The 16,135-nt window shown below is 41.0% G+C and carries 15 protein-coding genes; 11 read left to right on the forward strand and 4 right to left on the reverse strand.

Annotated features, from left to right (window positions below; genetic code table 11):
• Positions 1-166: 166 nt before the first annotated feature.
• The 3 genes from L2735_RS04145 (at position 167) to L2735_RS04155 (ending at position 4,400) form a co-directional block, all read left to right on the forward strand.
• Positions 167-1,132, forward strand: coding sequence for a L,D-transpeptidase family protein (locus tag L2735_RS04145; protein WP_248983498.1), 966 nt, complete (start codon positions 167-169; stop codon positions 1,130-1,132).
• Positions 1,133-1,311: 179 nt separating this feature from the next.
• Positions 1,312-2,787 carry a M16 family metallopeptidase gene (locus L2735_RS04150; RefSeq protein WP_248983499.1) on the forward strand — a complete coding sequence of 492 codons (1,476 nt, stop codon included), beginning with the start codon at positions 1,312-1,314 and terminating at the stop codon, positions 2,785-2,787.
• Between the two features lie 62 nt (positions 2,788-2,849).
• Complete coding sequence (locus tag L2735_RS04155; RefSeq protein WP_248983500.1) at positions 2,850-4,400, forward strand: M16 family metallopeptidase; 1,551 nt, start codon at positions 2,850-2,852, stop codon at positions 4,398-4,400.
• A gap of 99 nt (positions 4,401-4,499) precedes the next feature.
• Here the strand turns inward: L2735_RS04155 and L2735_RS04160 are convergent, their stop codons facing one another.
• Both L2735_RS04160 and nrfA read right to left on the reverse strand, forming a co-directional pair.
• On the reverse strand, positions 4,500-4,937 hold the full coding sequence (locus L2735_RS04160; RefSeq protein WP_248983501.1) for a GFA family protein: 438 nt from the start codon (positions 4,935-4,937) through the stop codon (positions 4,500-4,502).
• Positions 4,938-5,080: 143 nt separating this feature from the next.
• Positions 5,081-6,481 (reverse strand): ammonia-forming nitrite reductase cytochrome c552 subunit, encoded by a 1,401-nt coding sequence (nrfA, locus tag L2735_RS04165; RefSeq protein WP_428848289.1) that lies wholly within the window; start codon positions 6,479-6,481, stop codon positions 5,081-5,083.
• 243 nt (positions 6,482-6,724) lie between these two features.
• On the opposite strand from nrfA, the gene narQ reads away from it, so the two are divergent.
• Together narQ and L2735_RS04175 are read left to right on the forward strand one after the other, a co-directional pair.
• A complete protein-coding gene (gene narQ, locus L2735_RS04170) occupies positions 6,725-8,461 on the forward strand; it encodes a nitrate/nitrite two-component system sensor histidine kinase NarQ (protein ID WP_248983503.1) in 1,737 nt (578 codons plus the stop codon).
• The gene (locus L2735_RS04175; RefSeq protein ID WP_248983504.1) at positions 8,454-9,083 is read left to right on the forward strand and encodes a response regulator; all 630 of its coding nucleotides are present in this window, start codon (positions 8,454-8,456) and stop codon (positions 9,081-9,083) included. Before narQ ends, L2735_RS04175 begins: the two co-directional genes overlap by 8 nt.
• Positions 9,084-9,256: 173 nt before the next feature.
• Here L2735_RS04175 and L2735_RS04180 read toward each other — a convergent pair whose 3' ends face one another.
• Positions 9,257-9,628: a YacL family protein gene (locus tag L2735_RS04180; RefSeq protein ID WP_248983505.1), complete on the reverse strand. Its 372-nt coding sequence runs from the start codon at positions 9,626-9,628 to the stop codon at positions 9,257-9,259.
• Between the two features lie 462 nt (positions 9,629-10,090).
• On the opposite strand from L2735_RS04180, the gene L2735_RS04185 reads away from it, so the two are divergent.
• The gene (locus L2735_RS04185) at positions 10,091-11,059 is read left to right on the forward strand and encodes a zinc transporter ZntB (RefSeq protein WP_248983506.1); all 969 of its coding nucleotides are present in this window, start codon (positions 10,091-10,093) and stop codon (positions 11,057-11,059) included.
• Between the two features lie 125 nt (positions 11,060-11,184).
• On the opposite strand, the gene fkpA is transcribed toward L2735_RS04185, so the two are convergent.
• Entirely contained in the window at positions 11,185-11,943 is a 759-nt protein-coding gene (gene fkpA / locus L2735_RS04190) for an FKBP-type peptidyl-prolyl cis-trans isomerase (protein ID WP_248983507.1), read from the reverse strand.
• Between the two features lie 203 nt (positions 11,944-12,146).
• On the opposite strand from fkpA, the gene L2735_RS04195 reads away from it, so the two are divergent.
• From L2735_RS04195 to lpoB, 5 genes are all read left to right on the forward strand, one after another.
• Entirely contained in the window at positions 12,147-13,112 is a 966-nt protein-coding gene (locus L2735_RS04195; protein ID WP_248983508.1) for a WD40 repeat domain-containing protein, read from the forward strand.
• A gap of 36 nt (positions 13,113-13,148) precedes the next feature.
• On the forward strand, positions 13,149-13,361 hold the full coding sequence (locus tag L2735_RS04200; protein WP_153915038.1) for a SlyX family protein: 213 nt from the start codon (positions 13,149-13,151) through the stop codon (positions 13,359-13,361).
• 85 nt (positions 13,362-13,446) lie between these two features.
• Entirely contained in the window at positions 13,447-14,016 is a 570-nt protein-coding gene (def, locus tag L2735_RS04205) for a peptide deformylase (protein WP_248983509.1), read from the forward strand.
• Positions 14,009-15,376, forward strand: coding sequence for a COG3014 family protein (locus L2735_RS04210; protein WP_248983510.1), 1,368 nt, complete (start codon positions 14,009-14,011; stop codon positions 15,374-15,376). Before def ends, L2735_RS04210 begins: the two co-directional genes overlap by 8 nt.
• A gap of 56 nt (positions 15,377-15,432) precedes the next feature.
• Entirely contained in the window at positions 15,433-16,026 is a 594-nt protein-coding gene (lpoB, locus tag L2735_RS04215; RefSeq protein ID WP_198589569.1) for a penicillin-binding protein activator LpoB, read from the forward strand.
• Positions 16,027-16,135: the final 109 nt, after the last annotated feature.

Below are 16,135 nucleotides of genomic sequence, written 5' to 3' on the forward strand. Positions count from 1 at the left end.
AAGCTCAATGTGAATAAGCTAATTACTAAGTATTAGATTTGACATTTTAGAGATGCTAGCACTGTAGTTTTAGCTCGATGATATAATCACTTTTGCTAATACCCTATTTTAAACCCAGCTTACAATGTAAACTAGGCCAGCCAATAATTAGGAACATGTCGCCCTTATGTTAAAGTCGTTTTACGCTACATTGATTGCGGTTTCTACCCTTTTTGCCAGCTTAAATGCTGCAGCAGTAGAATATCGTTTGCCAGCTAAAGACAGCCGACTCATTGGTGAAAACCAATATTATGTTGTACCTGAAGGGAAGCTCACCTTAGAAGCTATCGCAGCTGAGTTCCAATTAGGTTTAAGCAACATGATGGAAGCCAATCCTGGTGTTGACCCATATTTACCAAAACCAGGTAGCACGCTAGTGATTCCACACCAGCTCATTTTGCCTGACACCCCGCGTAAAGGTATTGTGATTAACAGCGCGGAAATGCGCCTGTATTACTATCCAAAGGGAAAAAATACCGTAGAAGTGTTACCAATAGGTATCGGCCAAGTCGGTCGAGATACGCCGGAAAACTGGGTGACTCAAGTGTACCGTAAACGTGCAAACCCAACTTGGACGCCAACACAAAACACCCGTAAAATTTATGCCGCTAAAGGCATTGAATTACCTGATGTATGGCCAGCAGGCCCTGATAACCCTATGGGGTTGTTCGCACTATATGTAGGTAATTATTTTGCCGTTCATGGTACTAATGCATCTTTTGGTATTGGCCTTCGAGTAAGCCAAGGCTGCGTTCGATTACGTGATGAAGATATCGAACATTTATTCAATTCTGTTCCTGTAGGTACTAGGGTTGAATTTATTAACCAGCCAATTAAAGCCACTGTTGAACCTGATGGTAATCGTTATTTAGAGGTGCATCAGCCTTTATCTGAAACAGTTGAACAGTTTGAATCATCTGAGCAGCTCCCTTTGAGCTTAGACAAAAATATCACTTCGATTGTCGCTCACGCTGAAACTGATTCTTTCACGCTGAAACGTTTGTTAGAGCAACGAACGGGTATCCCAACCCGCATCAATAGCATTCAACACGCGCAGTTAGATGAAGAAGCGACACCAGCCGAATCTGAATAGTTTATTTTCAAAAAACACGCTTGATTACAAACATGCTAAGTCTATTAATTTTCGACTTAGCATGTTTTTTATCCATTACCACCTCAAATACCTGTTACTTTCCAGCTTGAGTAATGCTCGCTAAATCAGTAGTCTAAAACCATTATTGCTTTACTCGTGGTGATTGATTGCAAATGGTTATGAACAAAGCCCCCACTCACGTATTAACGAGTGATAAATATAAATCATCATCTTTTACATTATTTTTGATAATCACCAGCGGATTAATCTTCGTTCTGCTGCCATTTAAACTGGCTGCATTTCAATGTGAGCTAACGCCGCAAGTAAAACAGCTTACTTTCCTTGAACAACAAATCAGTCTAAGTGAACTCGATAACGGTTTAATTGTCAGGCAAGTTAATCGCCCTCATCAAGCCACTGTGTCTATTGCTAGCCAATTTAATGTAGGCTCCCGTAACGAACCTACAGGTCAAACAGGCTACGCACACTTATTCGAACACTTACTGTTTAAAGGCAGTCAAAATGCACCAGATGATAGCTACCCTCAACAAATGAGCGCTATTGGTGCCCGCTTTAATGCCAGCACTCACTTTGACTACACCAATTACTTTGTCACCTTACCTGCACAAGCTTTAGCACTCAGTTTATTTCTTGAATCCGATAGATTTATCCGCCCCGTATTATCTGCAACCACGGTCAAAAATCAGCAAGGCGCAGTGTTAGAAGAAATGGCTACCACCATTGATAATCAACCTTACCTTCGCCCTGCTATGGAATTTTTACTTTCTCAAGTAGCAGGAAGTCAGTACGCCCATGCCATCATAGGCAGTAAAGCTGATGTCACCAGAGCGACTGCAGAGGAGCTAATACAGTTTCATCAGCGTTACTATCGCCCCGACGCCATGCAGTTATCTTTAGTGGGAAAACTTGATACTAATACTCTGCAAACGATTGAACATTATTTTGCAGCTTGGCAAGCACCTGATCAGCCCCATGATAAATTCGCCCCCATCACGGTTAATCCAAAAGCAGTCAAAACGGAAATTGTCGATGAACGCGGACCATGGCCAGCACTGCTATTGGCATGGCATACCGTTGGCAGGCAGCACCCTGATTTCGAAGCCATTACCTTGTTACAAAGTCACCTGTTTCAAAACCTTAAAAATGTACTCGCAGAAAACACTTTAGATAATCCGCCGCAAATGCTCAGTTACTCGATTCCATTAACCATGGAAGATCACGGTGTTACTAACCTCGTTTTAGTACCAAGAGCCAATGCTTCGCTTGATGAACTTCATCAATTGGTTGACTCAATGCTCAACGAAATACTCGAAAATGGTATTGATGAGAATGACTTGTGCGGCTTAAAATCCGTTGCGCTTAACGATCTCCAGCAGAAGCTAGCTAGCAGCCCAAACATGGCTAAATACCTATCAAACACCTCAATTAGGGATAAACACTTTCCTATAACCCAACCTTGGCAGAGAACCCAACAAGTTTCTTCCACTGATATTCAGCGAGTCACCCAGCAATACTTTATTGATAAATCGGTGAGAGTGGACTTACTACCGCCTTGGTACATTCGTTGGGGAAAAAACCTGTTAGAAGTATTGCCAAAAGGCTTTGCTGAAACATTAGAGCAATGGGCACTCTGATAAGGCTAGAGGCTAGAGATTAGAAAATGAAGGGGTTAAAGTCTGATGAGAAAAGAAAACAAATGAGACAATATCTAACGCGTACAATATGTATTTTCAGTCTAATTTTGATGGGCTGCCAACACTCTCCGATAAATTTTACTGAATCCCAACCACCCAATACGCCTAAACTCACTCAGTTAGCCAACGCGCCAGTATTACAGCCGTTATCTAGCTCTGTAAACGAAACACCTAGTCAAAAACTCACTAGCATTAGACTCAGTAGTCGATTTACAAGCCATCATTGGACTACTAATCAATCGACAGTAAACAAATCGACAGTAAATCAATCAGCTGTAAACAAAAGGGAAACAGACCAAGAAACAACAAATGATCAAAGCCTAAACAGCATTTACTTTATTGGCGTATCGCCACACTCTGCACTTGAAAGCCCTGACGTACTGATAGAAGCGTTTTCTCAGCGAAGAGCTCAACTTGCCAACCAGCAGCAATCAGCTGAGCTTATAGCCTGCTACGACAGCATCAGATTTAGAGCCAGCTTACATAGCATGGCTATCACGATGCAATGTTCAGCTAACCTTAGCCAAATGCAGAAAGTGATAATGGATTTTTGGCAGAATGAATCATTCAACAATATCAATCTTGAAACTGTCCAAAGAAATCTAAAGCTCAATAAACATATCGGTGCATTTACTGGCTCTGAAATTGACCAGGTATTTCGTCAGCAATTGCTTGGTGCTGACCACCCTTACAACCTGAATATCAATAACCAAGAACTAATCAATGAACTCGTAAAAACCAATCGATTACAACAGCTTCATATAGCGACAAGAGACAAGTTGCAATGGCACTTGTTTACTCGTACCTCCAAGGAGAACAATGATAGCTTTACAGAAAATAAAAATGACTGGCCTCTTTGGTTAATACAAGATTCAGCAAATGTTTCTAGTGAGCCTAATCAAGATTTAACGGCTGCTAACAATCCCGCCTCATCTGTGGAAACCACACCAACTATCTACATTATTGACGCACCCGATACTGTGCAAACACAAGTGCGTATCGGGTTTGTGACAAACAATAACACAATAGGCTGTAAGACAATTTCCCCCTTACTCGGTCGGGGTTACTCCGGAAGGTTGTTTTATGATTTACGAGAAGTTCGTGGACTGACCTATGGGGTTTACGGCCGCTGCATTGACGCACCTTTAAGCCAGTATTTATTTTTCTATGGCAGTACGGCGTTAGAAAATTCAGGCGCTTTTTTACAAGGGATATTAGATCATACCAAGCTACTTACAGAGCAAAAAGTGAGTCAGGCTGAAATTGATTCGGTAGCAACCTACTTAATTGGCCGACGCTTACTCAGCTTAGATACCACATTTGGCCATGAGAGTGATTACATTCGTCATGTTTTAGCCGGTAAAACAGCTAAGCAAGCACAAGAGCAAATTAATGCGATTAGTCAATTAACACCAGAACAATTATTACAACTCTCTATCGAGACATTTTCTAGCCAGCCTACGATTGTATTACGCGGTGATGCCGACAAAATGACTCAAGATATTCGAGACAAACTCCCTAACTGGCAAATAAAACCTATCTCAGCGAATTAACCAAAGTCTCGTCATAGTCTCATCATAGTCGCGTAGTGAGTGCGAATATGACTTGACCTATCACAGGTTTAAACAGGGGGGGATAAAACCCAAATGTCTTTAGCTGGTTCTTTCCTGTTTATATCGGCTACAGGTGTCAGTAATCGTTAACCACTTTACTTGGTTATCAGTATAAATATGGTAATTGGGTTTTACAGTACTGGGGTCGTCTAAAGACCCGATGGTAAGGGTGAAATAATCAGGATAACGGGTATCACGAAAACTTAAACTGCAGCCACATTGTTGGCAAAAGCCTCGACGAACATGTTCTGAGGAGAAATACTCAGTGACCTCACCATTAAGCCAAGTCACTTGCTCAATTTTGAAATCCATCCAAGCTTGAAAGACTGCACCTGATGATTTCTGACATTGCTTACAATGACAGTAATCGGCATCAAATGGTTTAGCAGATACCTGATACCTCACTGCGCCACACAAGCAACCACCTTGAAGCATTAAAGCTGCGGGTTTACTCGCCTTATGGTTATCGGTTGTCATCAGCGACTCCTTATTCTCTAATTATTTTCTTCTATCATTACCTCGGTCGAAATTAATGTCAAAACGAAGCTACAAACAGGCAAAAAAAAACCCTCAATTGAGGGCTTTTATATGGAGTGTACTTACTGAGTTAACAAGGTTATTTAGTAAGTCGCTTCACGTTTTTCAGCTTCTGCATCCCATTTAGGAGCAAGTTCTTTCAAGAATCTTTGCTTATCAGCATTCATCTTATCCATGTCCATACCTAATGCTTCCTGTGCTTTCTCTTTAGTAGAAATATCAGGGATAGCGATTGGCATTTTCACGCCTTTAGCTGCAAGAAGTTGTGCAAGTTGAATACGTGCATTAGCTGCTTTATCAACTGCGCCACCTAAGATACGTAATGCTTCAGCTGGAGCATGTGCTGCAACACCGTGAGATGCTGTAGCGTAATCCCAACGCCACTGACTGTGACGGATATCTAATAGGATTGGCTTCATTTCAGCTTCAGTTGCACCTGCTTCCCAAGCTGCGCCAGCTTCGAAGTGAGCATGTACAAGTTGAGTTTCAGCTCGAAGCTTGATTTCAGTTACATTCTTTTGATTCTCGTGAGTCACTTCCATCATGAATTCTTTCGTTTTGCCTTCATGACAAGTTGCACAAGTTTCGTCGAAGCGATCGAAAGGGTTACCCACTTTATGGTCAGTGAACTTACCTTTACCATTTGCTTTAGCAACGCGAGGCATATGACAGTCAGTACAACTTACGTTGTTTTTACCGTGCATACCTAACATCCAAGTTTCATAACCAGGGTGCTGTGCTTTTAGCATAGGAGTTTTAGAAATTGCGTGAGTCCAATCTGAGAAGTTAATCGCATCATAGTAAACTTCCATTTCTTCAACAGTTGTACCGTTGTCCCATGGGAATTTAACGTAGCCTTTACGATCTTCAGTTTTCTCGAAGTAGTACTCAACGTGACATTGACCACAAACCATTGACTGCTTGTCTTTACGAGACGCTTTATCAAATGGCTTATCAATTGCTTCTAGAGCACGGTCAACATATGGACGAGAAATACGTAGTTTTGGTGAACCTTTTTCATGACAATCACTACAGCCTAAAGAGTTCACGATTTCAGCTCCGCCTTTAGACCATTTACCTTTAAAGTAACCGTCTTCGCCTTGCTCTTCAATCATACGAGGTACGTCAGGGCTTTTACAGCTCCAACATGCCATTGGCATAGGGCCATCATCAGGACCTGTCGGTGCACCTGTACGTAAAGTGTTACGTAAGTCAGTCACTGTATAGTGGTGACCACGTGCTTTATTGTAATCCTTAGCAAAACCGTAACCTGCCCATAACACAACTAGGTTTGGATCTTCTGCTAACACATCAACGATTTCGTCGCTTTCTGATGTCGCATGCCAAGTTTCATATTGGAGTTTATACTTATCTTTATATACTTCATTGCGTGGCTCAGTTTTATCACTAGCCATCGCACTAGTCATCATAAAACTCGTTGCCATCAACGCGCTAAGCGCAACAACCTTTGCTTTCATTTTCATCACCGTTCATCTCCGTGTTACATTTTATTTTAAATATTCACGACATCTCCATGAACAAACTTATCCATTTAAGGTTTATTTAAGAATACCCATTTATGGGTATTACACAATAAGCTTGCGCTAGATCAATATGTTAACATGTTGTACATCACACTTTTGAACAACTGTTAACATAATACAGGGTTCACTAATGTAAAATATTGCTGAAATCATCAGTTTAATCAGACTAAAATTGGACCCCCAATGACTAAAAAAGGCAGCCTGAGTTCCACTATTCTTAGACTAATGTTAGTCCTAATTTTCATTTCTTCCAGCTTAGCTGTGTATTCAATTATCAACCTTACATTTAGCATCGGGGATGCCAGAGCAATCAATGCTTCAGGCTCGTTGCGCATGCAAAGTTATCGGTTAAAGCTGTATTTAGATAGTGATGAGCAACTGCTTAAAGAAAAGATAAACCAATTTGAAACAACCTTACATTCTGACGCTTTAAAGCGCTCGTTAACTTGGTATAGCCCACAAGATTTAACTCAACAATATCTCCTTGTAATCGAAAAATGGGGACAAATGCGAACCTTCATAGAAACAGAACAGGGGCGAGCATATTCAGATTCTTTAAAAGATTTTGTCGATACCATCGACATATTAGTGCTTGAGATGGAGCGTTTTGCTTCCCTAAAATTAAGAGCATTAGTGATAGGTCAAATCATCGGCTTGTTCTTAATGTTAATTGTTGCAACTGCAGCAACCCGCTATACCCGTAAAAGAATGGTTGAGCCTATTCTCCAATTAATGGATGTCGCCAACTCAATTTCAAAAGGAAAATTTAAAGTTGACGTACCACAGTCAGAATTTATTGAGCTACAAGCTTTAGGTGAAGCCTTCAAAAAAACCGCTTCGGAGCTTGATAGGTTATATCAAGATTTAGAAGGCCAAGTGAATGAAAAAACCATTGCACTTACTCGTGCTAATAATGAGTTGAGCTTTTTATATGAAAACCTGATTCGATTACATGCCGATACTCTAGACTATAAAGCCCTTAGCGCAGCATTAACCCAAATTCAGCAATTTGAAGATTTAGATTATGTTCGCTTGGTCATCGAGCATGACGATGAAACCATAGATAGTATTGAAGCCGATAACGGTTGGTTCGATTCAAGTGCAGCCAACTATGAACAAGCAGCAGTGACTCCCGTTAAGTTTAACCTACAGCTTGAAGACAAAAACTTGGGGTATCTTGAGGTCATATCACTGAAGCCATTAAACAACATGTTGTTTGTAAATTTTGCGATGATGCTGACCCGCTCTATTGTTATCCATAACGCCACGGAAGAAAGGCAACAATTAGCACTAATGGAAGAGCGTGCAGTAATAGCCCGTGAGTTGCATGACTCTTTAGGCCAATTGCTCTCGTATTTAAAAATCCAAGTCAGTTTATTACGCAAGAAAATTGAACCCAGTTGCATGACCCAAGATGTAGAAACTCAATTAATTGATATTAATGATGGCGTGAGCACCGCTTATGGTCAGTTACGTGAACTACTCTCCACCTTTAGGTTAACCATTAAAGACCCTAACTTAGGCCAAGCAATTGAAGTGATGTTAACGCAACTACGTAAACAATCAGGGATCAACATTGAATTAAACTACCAACTTTCAGCTCACTTACTCGCTGCTAAGCAGCATATCCATGTTTTACAGTTAACACGTGAGGCCACCATCAATGCCATTAAACATGCAAAACCTTCACGAATAGAAATAGATTGTTTTTTGGCAGATTCTGATATGATACATATCAATATCAAGGACGATGGTATTGGCGTGTCACATTTAAAAGAACGAGATCAGCATTTTGGTCTCGGGATTATGTACGAGCGAGCAACTAAACTAAATGGTACCGTCAAGTTTGATAATAATCCGCAGGGAGGCACAACTGTCTCCCTCGTATTTCCACCCCAGCAGGAGCCGTTAAATGGGTAAACCTTATTCAGTATTAGTAGTAGATGACCACCCGCTACTTCGTCGTGGTATTTGTCAGTTAATAACCTCTGATGGCGATTTTAGACTATTTGGTGAAGCAGGAACCGGTTTAGATGCGCTAACAGCCATTGGCGAAGATGAACCAGATATTATCTTGCTTGATTTAAACATGAAGGGAATGTCTGGTTTAGACACCTTGAATGCCATGCGCCAAGAAGGTGTCACAGCTCGTATCGTTATTTTAACCGTATCTGATGCCAAACAAGACGTAATTCGCTTATTACGTGCTGGTGCTGATGGTTACTTGCTAAAAGACACTGAGCCAGATTTATTACTAGAACAACTTAAAAAGGCCATGCTAGGCCACCGGGTGATCAGTGATGAAGTTGAAGAATACATCTATGAGCTGAAAAATGCCGATAATGATGAAACTTGGATTGCGTCATTAACGCCACGTGAGTTGCAGATCTTAAAAGAGTTAGCTGAAGGTAAGAGTAATCGCGTTGTTGCTGAAGAACTCCATATTAGTGAAGGAACGGTAAAAGTTCACGTGAAAAACTTACTCCGTAAAGCCAACGCTAAATCTCGTACTGAAATGGCGGTTAGGTACTTAAACCATTAAAGCTCGGCCGACGAGCAACAGTTCGACTGACAACTAGAAGTTCAACTGACAAGTAAAGCAGCTCGAGTCAAACTAGCATTAAAAAAGGCGCCTCATTGTGAGACGCCTTTTTAATTTTTATGGGCGGATTATTTGAAAATGTTTACTCAAAATCATCAGTAGTAAGATTCAGTTTAACGCTTAGTAATAAACTCCATCCAACTCTTAAGCGCTGTTTCGAAATCCTCTAAGCCACAAAAAGCTTCTGACTCAGCGTCGTACATATTCATCGAATCCTCTAAGTCAAAATCTTCATCAAAATCGATAGCAATGGCGAATACTCGTACTTGTTCACTATCAATCGCTAGTGCCAAGTCGTGACTTTGCATTAGCCAATCATTTTGTTTGTTAGCTCTAATGACTTCAATTTGCTTAATAATATGATGGCACTGCTCAATATCATTACCCAGTCGCTCAGCAAAAAAGCGACCTAAAATAGCATGTTCCATACTGAACTCAGCAAATAAGGTGCCGTCTAAGCTGTTACGGCGAAACTCGTATTCCATGATAAAACTCAACATTAGGCTTTAGCTTATTTTAACCGAAGTTGGCTAAAACTGCGCAGTTACAGGGTATAAATAATGAAAATGTTGCACAAGAAGACAATAAACGTCATTTTATCTTCAACACTATGTCGAGAATAACCGTTAAACTGGTAATAAATAACCTGAGTTCGGGATAACAACTTGCTTTCTAGAGGTTATTTTTACTGATAACGGCGTTAAATTTGTTTGCAATAGGCCAGCTATTGACGCACAAATTTGCCTTGTTCTGAGCAAAAAATATCTCTCTAGAATAAGAATGAAAGCAAACATGTTTTAATTCAACAGTTTAACTAACTTATTATCCCGAGTTCAAGTTAAATAGTTTCAATATAGTTTGAGTCAAATGTTATAAGATTCATTGGCATTTAATACTGAATATTGGAACCAGTATTTATCACACATCAATCGCAAGTCAGGACTTATATGGATACAGGTTTTATATATTGCTTATTATTATCAGGACCTAATGCAGGCAAAAGTATTGCGCCCTCAGAGCTTGAACATTGGCACCCTGAAGATGGCCTGTTATGGGTTCACTTGCGATACAGTGATAATGCAGCAAGACAATGGGTCATTAATGCACAATTGCCACAAACGGAGACAGATACCTTACTCGCTGAACATACTCGTCCACGTACATTAGCTTCGCAAGACGGGGTATTAATGACATTACGTGGAATTAACTTAAACCCTAATTCGGCGCCAGAAGACATGGTGTCCATGCGTATTTTTGCTCAGCAAAATAGGATTATCTCAACTTGCGAGCGTCAACTTCAGTCGGTTAAAGACATTGCAGATCAAATCATCTCCAAGCCAAATAGCATTGACTCAAGTGCTGACTTTTTAGTGTCATTATGCGAGCGTCTTACTCATAGAAAAATGGAGCTAATCCACAACCTAGAAGATCAGTTAGATGATTTGGACGATCAAATTACCGCGCCAATCAGTTCTTCACTGCGTTTGGATATTGCCGAACTCAGAAAACAAACCGTCACGTTAAGGCGCTACTTTTCGCCACAACGGGATGCGTTATCCCGGCTGCTCAATGATGGACATGCATTATTTAATACTGAACATAAATTGCGGATCCGCGAAATAAACGAAACCTTAGTGAGAGTCATTGAGGACTTGGATGCCGTTAGAGATCGCGCTAGCGTCACCCAAGAGCAACTTCAGTCCCAGCAATCTGAGCAGTTAAATAAGCGGTTATATTTCTTATCACTCATATCCGCTATTTTCTTGCCGTTGGGTTTTTTAACCGGTTTACTTGGGGTCAATATTGGCGGTATTCCAGGTACAGATAATACGTGGGCGTTTGCAATATTCAGTGGTGGATTAATTATATTAGTGGCGATTCAAATGTGGCTATTTTATCGCTTAAAATGGCTTTAGTTAGCAATAAACTCACTGGTTATATTTTTTATTAATTTTTATTAATACTCAGCATTCGAGCACAAAAAAGGACGCATATTGCGTCCTTTGTAGTCAGTTTCCCTAGCAAAAGGGAAGCTTATAAATTACTGAGCAGCAGGTACTTCTTCAACTTGTGCTTTCTCAATAGACAGTAATTCAACTTCAAATACTAAAGTTGAATTAGCTGGGATAGTACCAGTGTCACGTTCGCCGTAAGCTAATTCAGACGGGATAACGAACTTATACTTAGCGCCGATAGGCATTAATTGAACACCTTCAGTCCAACCTGGAATAACACGGTTTAGTGGGAACTTAGCTGGCTCGCCACGGCTGTATGAGCTATCAAACTCAGTACCGTCAATTAGAGTACCTTTGTAGTGCACTTCAACAGTGTCTTCAGCAACTGGAGTATCACCTTCACCCGCTTCTAATACTTCGTACTGTAAACCAGACTCAGTTGTTACCACGCCTTCTTTAGCCTTGTTGGTTTCAAGGAATTTCTTACCTTCTTCAACAGCTTGGCTTGCTAATAACTCAGCTTGCTCTGCACGTTTTTCACTTAATTTAACGTCTAAACCTTGAAGAACAGTTTGCATTTCTTCTTCGGTTAACTCTAAAGTATCAGCTAAGCCATCGCTGAATCCTTGGATGACTAAAGCGCGGTCAACAGCGAAACCTAAGTCTTCTTGTTCAGTAATATGACCAGCCATGTAACGACCGATAGAGCCACCAACACTGTAAGCTTCTTTTTGCGCGTCAGTTGTTATTTCAACTTTCTGTGCCACGACTTCTTGTTCTTGGTTACATGCAGATAGACCAACAACAGCCAATGCAACTAACGATAGTTTGTAAATAGATTTCATTAAAGCTTCCTCAGCGTCCTATAGCGGTTACAATAACCTGTAGGTAAAAAATTTGTATATATTTGGCCACTTTATACTAATTAAAGTGCTGCTTGCAATGGCCTGATTAAGGCCTGTTGACCTTTCAAGCTTGTTTTTTCAACGAAATGTTCAACAGGACTTAATAACTCTGGCTCTCAGACAACTTTTACAGGAGCAAGTTCATGTTAAGAATAATTATGCTGATATTGTGCTTATGCTCCCTTGCAGCTTGTCAGCCTGCGGCTAAAGAAGTGTTCAGTGTCACCAATGATTCTAGCTACAGTGCGAGCTTATCTGAAGATGGCCAGCTCGCCATTGTCAGTACAGCAAGTAATGGGGTTCTTTTATGGGATCTCAACCAAGAAGCGCTGAAATACCGTTGGCAACATGGCAGCGATTCAAATGCCACTGACAATAATGTGTTTGATACCGCCCTTTCTGCAAATGCCCAATACGCAGCAACATTAACCACTGACTCCTTGGCGATTTGGGATGTCGATACAGGTAAATCAATTGGTTGGTGGTCGCTACCGGCTTCTGCACAGTCCGTTGCTATCGCCAATAACGCGCAAACATTAGTGGGGTTAGTGGATGGTTCAGTGATGTCATTTGCACCTAAAAAAAGTTTAATCAAATTTCTCGGTCATCAAGAACGAGTTTCCAGTGTGTCGATATCGGCAGATGGTCAACTTGCGCTCAGTGGTTCAAACGATGGTTCAGTGATTTTGTGGCAAGCACAAACAGGCCAGCCAGTGCATCAATGGCAACTCGAGTCGCGCATTAGTAAAGTTAACCTAAGTCAAAATGGCAAGTTAAGTTTTGCCAGTGACATTACCGGTAACGGCGCCATCTATTACAGTGATACAGGTGAAACATTATCGACCCTAGCGATTAATCGCCGTCAAATGACATTTAGTAGTGCCCGCTTTATTCAACAAGATAAAATCCTGATTACTGGCTCACCATCGAAAGAAATTATTTTATGGCAAACCGAAACAGGCAAAAAACTGGCAAATAGACAAATTCAGTTAACTAAAAACAGTCAAAATAGAGGTGCCGTTGTATACTCTATTGCAAGTGATGCTCAACAACAGATTGTGAGTATCAGTAATCAAGGTTTAGTTGAGTCATGGGGCCGATTACCTTAAACGTAATAAATCATCCCGTGACAGTGAGAGGAAGTAATGCAAGACATGCAACAAAAGATTGATGATTTAGAAATGAAAGTGGCTTTTCAAGAAAGTACACTTGAAGATCTTAACCAAGAAGTGATTAAATTAAATGACTTAGTGGCTTTTCAGCAACACCAAATGTCATTAATAGTGAATAAGCTACAAGCGATTGAGCCAAGCAATATGGCAACGCAATCAGAAGAAACGCCACCGCCACATTATTAAATGTTCGGTGAATGATTGTTTGCTAGAATCAATAACAAAACCATTAGTTTCAACCTAAGAAACTTGATTCGCATTAAGGACATATATGCCAACAAGTGACACACTGACAATAGCCCAAACTGGCGACGCTATTTTAACTTGTCGAACACAAGCAGTAGTTCACTTTGATCAAGCTCTGGTTCAGCTTGCTGATAATATGATGGCCACCATGTTTGCAGCGAATGGAGTGGGAATAGCCGCTCCACAAGTGTTCAGAGACATAGCCATGTTTATCATGCATTCAAGACCGAATGAACGCTATCCTGATGCACCCGATATGGGAGCAACAATTGTTGTCAACCCACAAATTGTCAGTCGCTCAGACGAAATGGAATTAGCCACAGAAGGCTGCCTTTCCATTGCAGGTAAACGTGTACAGGTTTTACGTCATAAAAAAATTACCGTACGCTATCAAACACTCAGTGGTGCTAGCGTTGAAAAAGAGTTAAGCGACTTTGTAGCTCGAATTTTTCAGCATGAATATGATCATTTACAAGGGATTACCTTACTTGAAAGGATAAACATGGACGATCAAGTACCGCTTAAAGCCAGTGCACCTCAACGTCATTTCCCGCGTTTTTGGCAGCGTGACGCTCAGGTTTCTAACAATGACTAAATTGCTCAGCCTTGGTCTCATCTGCTTCACCCTATCGGGCTGCGCTTACAATAGCGTGTTAATCAATTACCCCTCGCAAATTGCCCCAATTAAACAGCAACTCGCGAGTCCGACTCCCAGCGCCAAATTAACAGAGCTGGCAGGTGAAATTGATACCAATGACGGTTTACTCTACGCCCAAGAAGCAGGCAGAGTGGCTCAAGTATCAGGTGATTTTGAATCCAGTAAAACCTATTACCAAGCGGCTATTAAAGCTTATAAAGCATTTGACGATCGCGCCACTATCAGTGCATCAGATTTAACCGCTACCGCCAGTAGCTTAGTGTTAAATGACAATGCGATACCTTATCGCGGCCCAGGTTACGAGCGCATTATGGTGCACCAATACCAAGCATTTAATTACCTATTTTCTGGTGACGCACAAGGCGCTTTGGTCGAAGTACGCCGCAGTAATCAACTGCAAGCAAGTGAACAAGCTCGCTATCAAAAATCTCAAAAATCAGTGCGCGCCATGGCAAACGGCACGATTGATGCAGAAATGAATAAACTTGATCAAGCAACGGGTAGCGTCACTAGCTCATTTTTAAATGCCTATAGTTATTACACGACAGGCTTATTGCATGAGCTGCTGGGCGAGCCCAATGATGCCTACATCGATTACCGTAAAGCTGCGCAAATCACCCCAAACAATCAATATCTGCAGCAAGACTTAGTCAGACTTGCCAAGCAATTATCCATGCCGCAATACGATGAATTTAAACGCCGCTGGGGTGATGCAGTATTACCGAAAAACGGTCAAGGCCAAGTGGTCATGGTGGTTGAAAAAGGCTTTGTGCCTGAAAAGCAAAGTTTAACCGTCCCATTTACTATTAATGGTAACTGGCAAACCGTATCGCTTGCGACTTACCAACCCCACAGACAAGCTATTCAACCTTCGACGATTCAGGGGTTAGGAACAGTATTAAAAGCGGAACCCATTGCAAATATTGACGCCTTAGCAATTAATGCACTTAAAGAAGATTTGCCAGCCGCTTTGGTACGCCAAGCAGCTCGGGTCTATACTAAATCTGAAATGACCCGCAGTGTAGAAAGCGGAAGTAAGCGCCGAAACAACGAAGCTGATGCCGCAGCTATTTTAATGCAAATATTTAATGTAGTGACTGAGCAAGCTGACAGGCGTAGCTGGCTGACATTACCAAGACAGGCACAAATTGCCCGCCAATATATCGAACCGGGCGAGTATCAAATCCGTTTAGGCAACAGTCCTGCTGCCAAAATTGATGTAAAACCTAACCGTGCAACATTAATTTGGGTGATAGAGACTGGAAATCAAACCCGTTTTTATTCAATAATTATTTAACTCGACTATTTATTAAACTCGACTATTTATAAGTCATATCCAACATGGAACTTACTATGAAACATTTTAAACTGATTTTTGTTTTAGCCGCTGTTATCGGGCTATCAGCTTGTCAATCTAAGGTTGAATATGGCGATGCAACTGAAGTAGAAACCGTTAACGAAAACTTTGGTTCAACTGACTTACAAGCCATTGCCGCTAAAATGGTTGATAGCATGTTGACGTTCCCACCTGTGATTGTGATGACACAGAACGATCGCCCTATTATCTTCGTTGATAAAATCAAGAACAAAACCTCTGAGCATATTGATACAGAGTCAGTCACAGACACTATCAGCAACAAATTATTACGTTCTGGTAAGTTCCGCTTTATCGATATGACTAAAGTCGATTCAGTGCGTAAACAACTGGATTACCAAAACAATGCTGGTATGGTTGACCCATCAACGGCAATCAAGTTTGGTCGCCAGGTTGGCGCGCAGTACATGCTTTACGGCAACTTATCGAGCATCGTAAAACAAGATGGCAGCACCAAAGATGTATACTACAAAATGACCATGCGTCTTATGGATTTAGAAACTGGCCTAATCGAATGGTCTGATGAAAAAGAAATCCGTAAAGTTAAATCTAAGTCTTTCTTAGGCCTATAAGCCTCTGATAAACTTTAATTAGCCGACTTCGAGTCGGCTTTTTTATAGCTAGGTTTAACGCTATCAAATAAACATTTAATAACAATAACTACAACCATTTTAGGGAAGA

The sequence above is a fragment of the Shewanella olleyana genome (genome assembly GCF_023283825.1).
In the GTDB taxonomy this organism is placed as follows: Bacteria; Pseudomonadota; Gammaproteobacteria; order Enterobacterales; family Shewanellaceae; genus Shewanella; species Shewanella olleyana.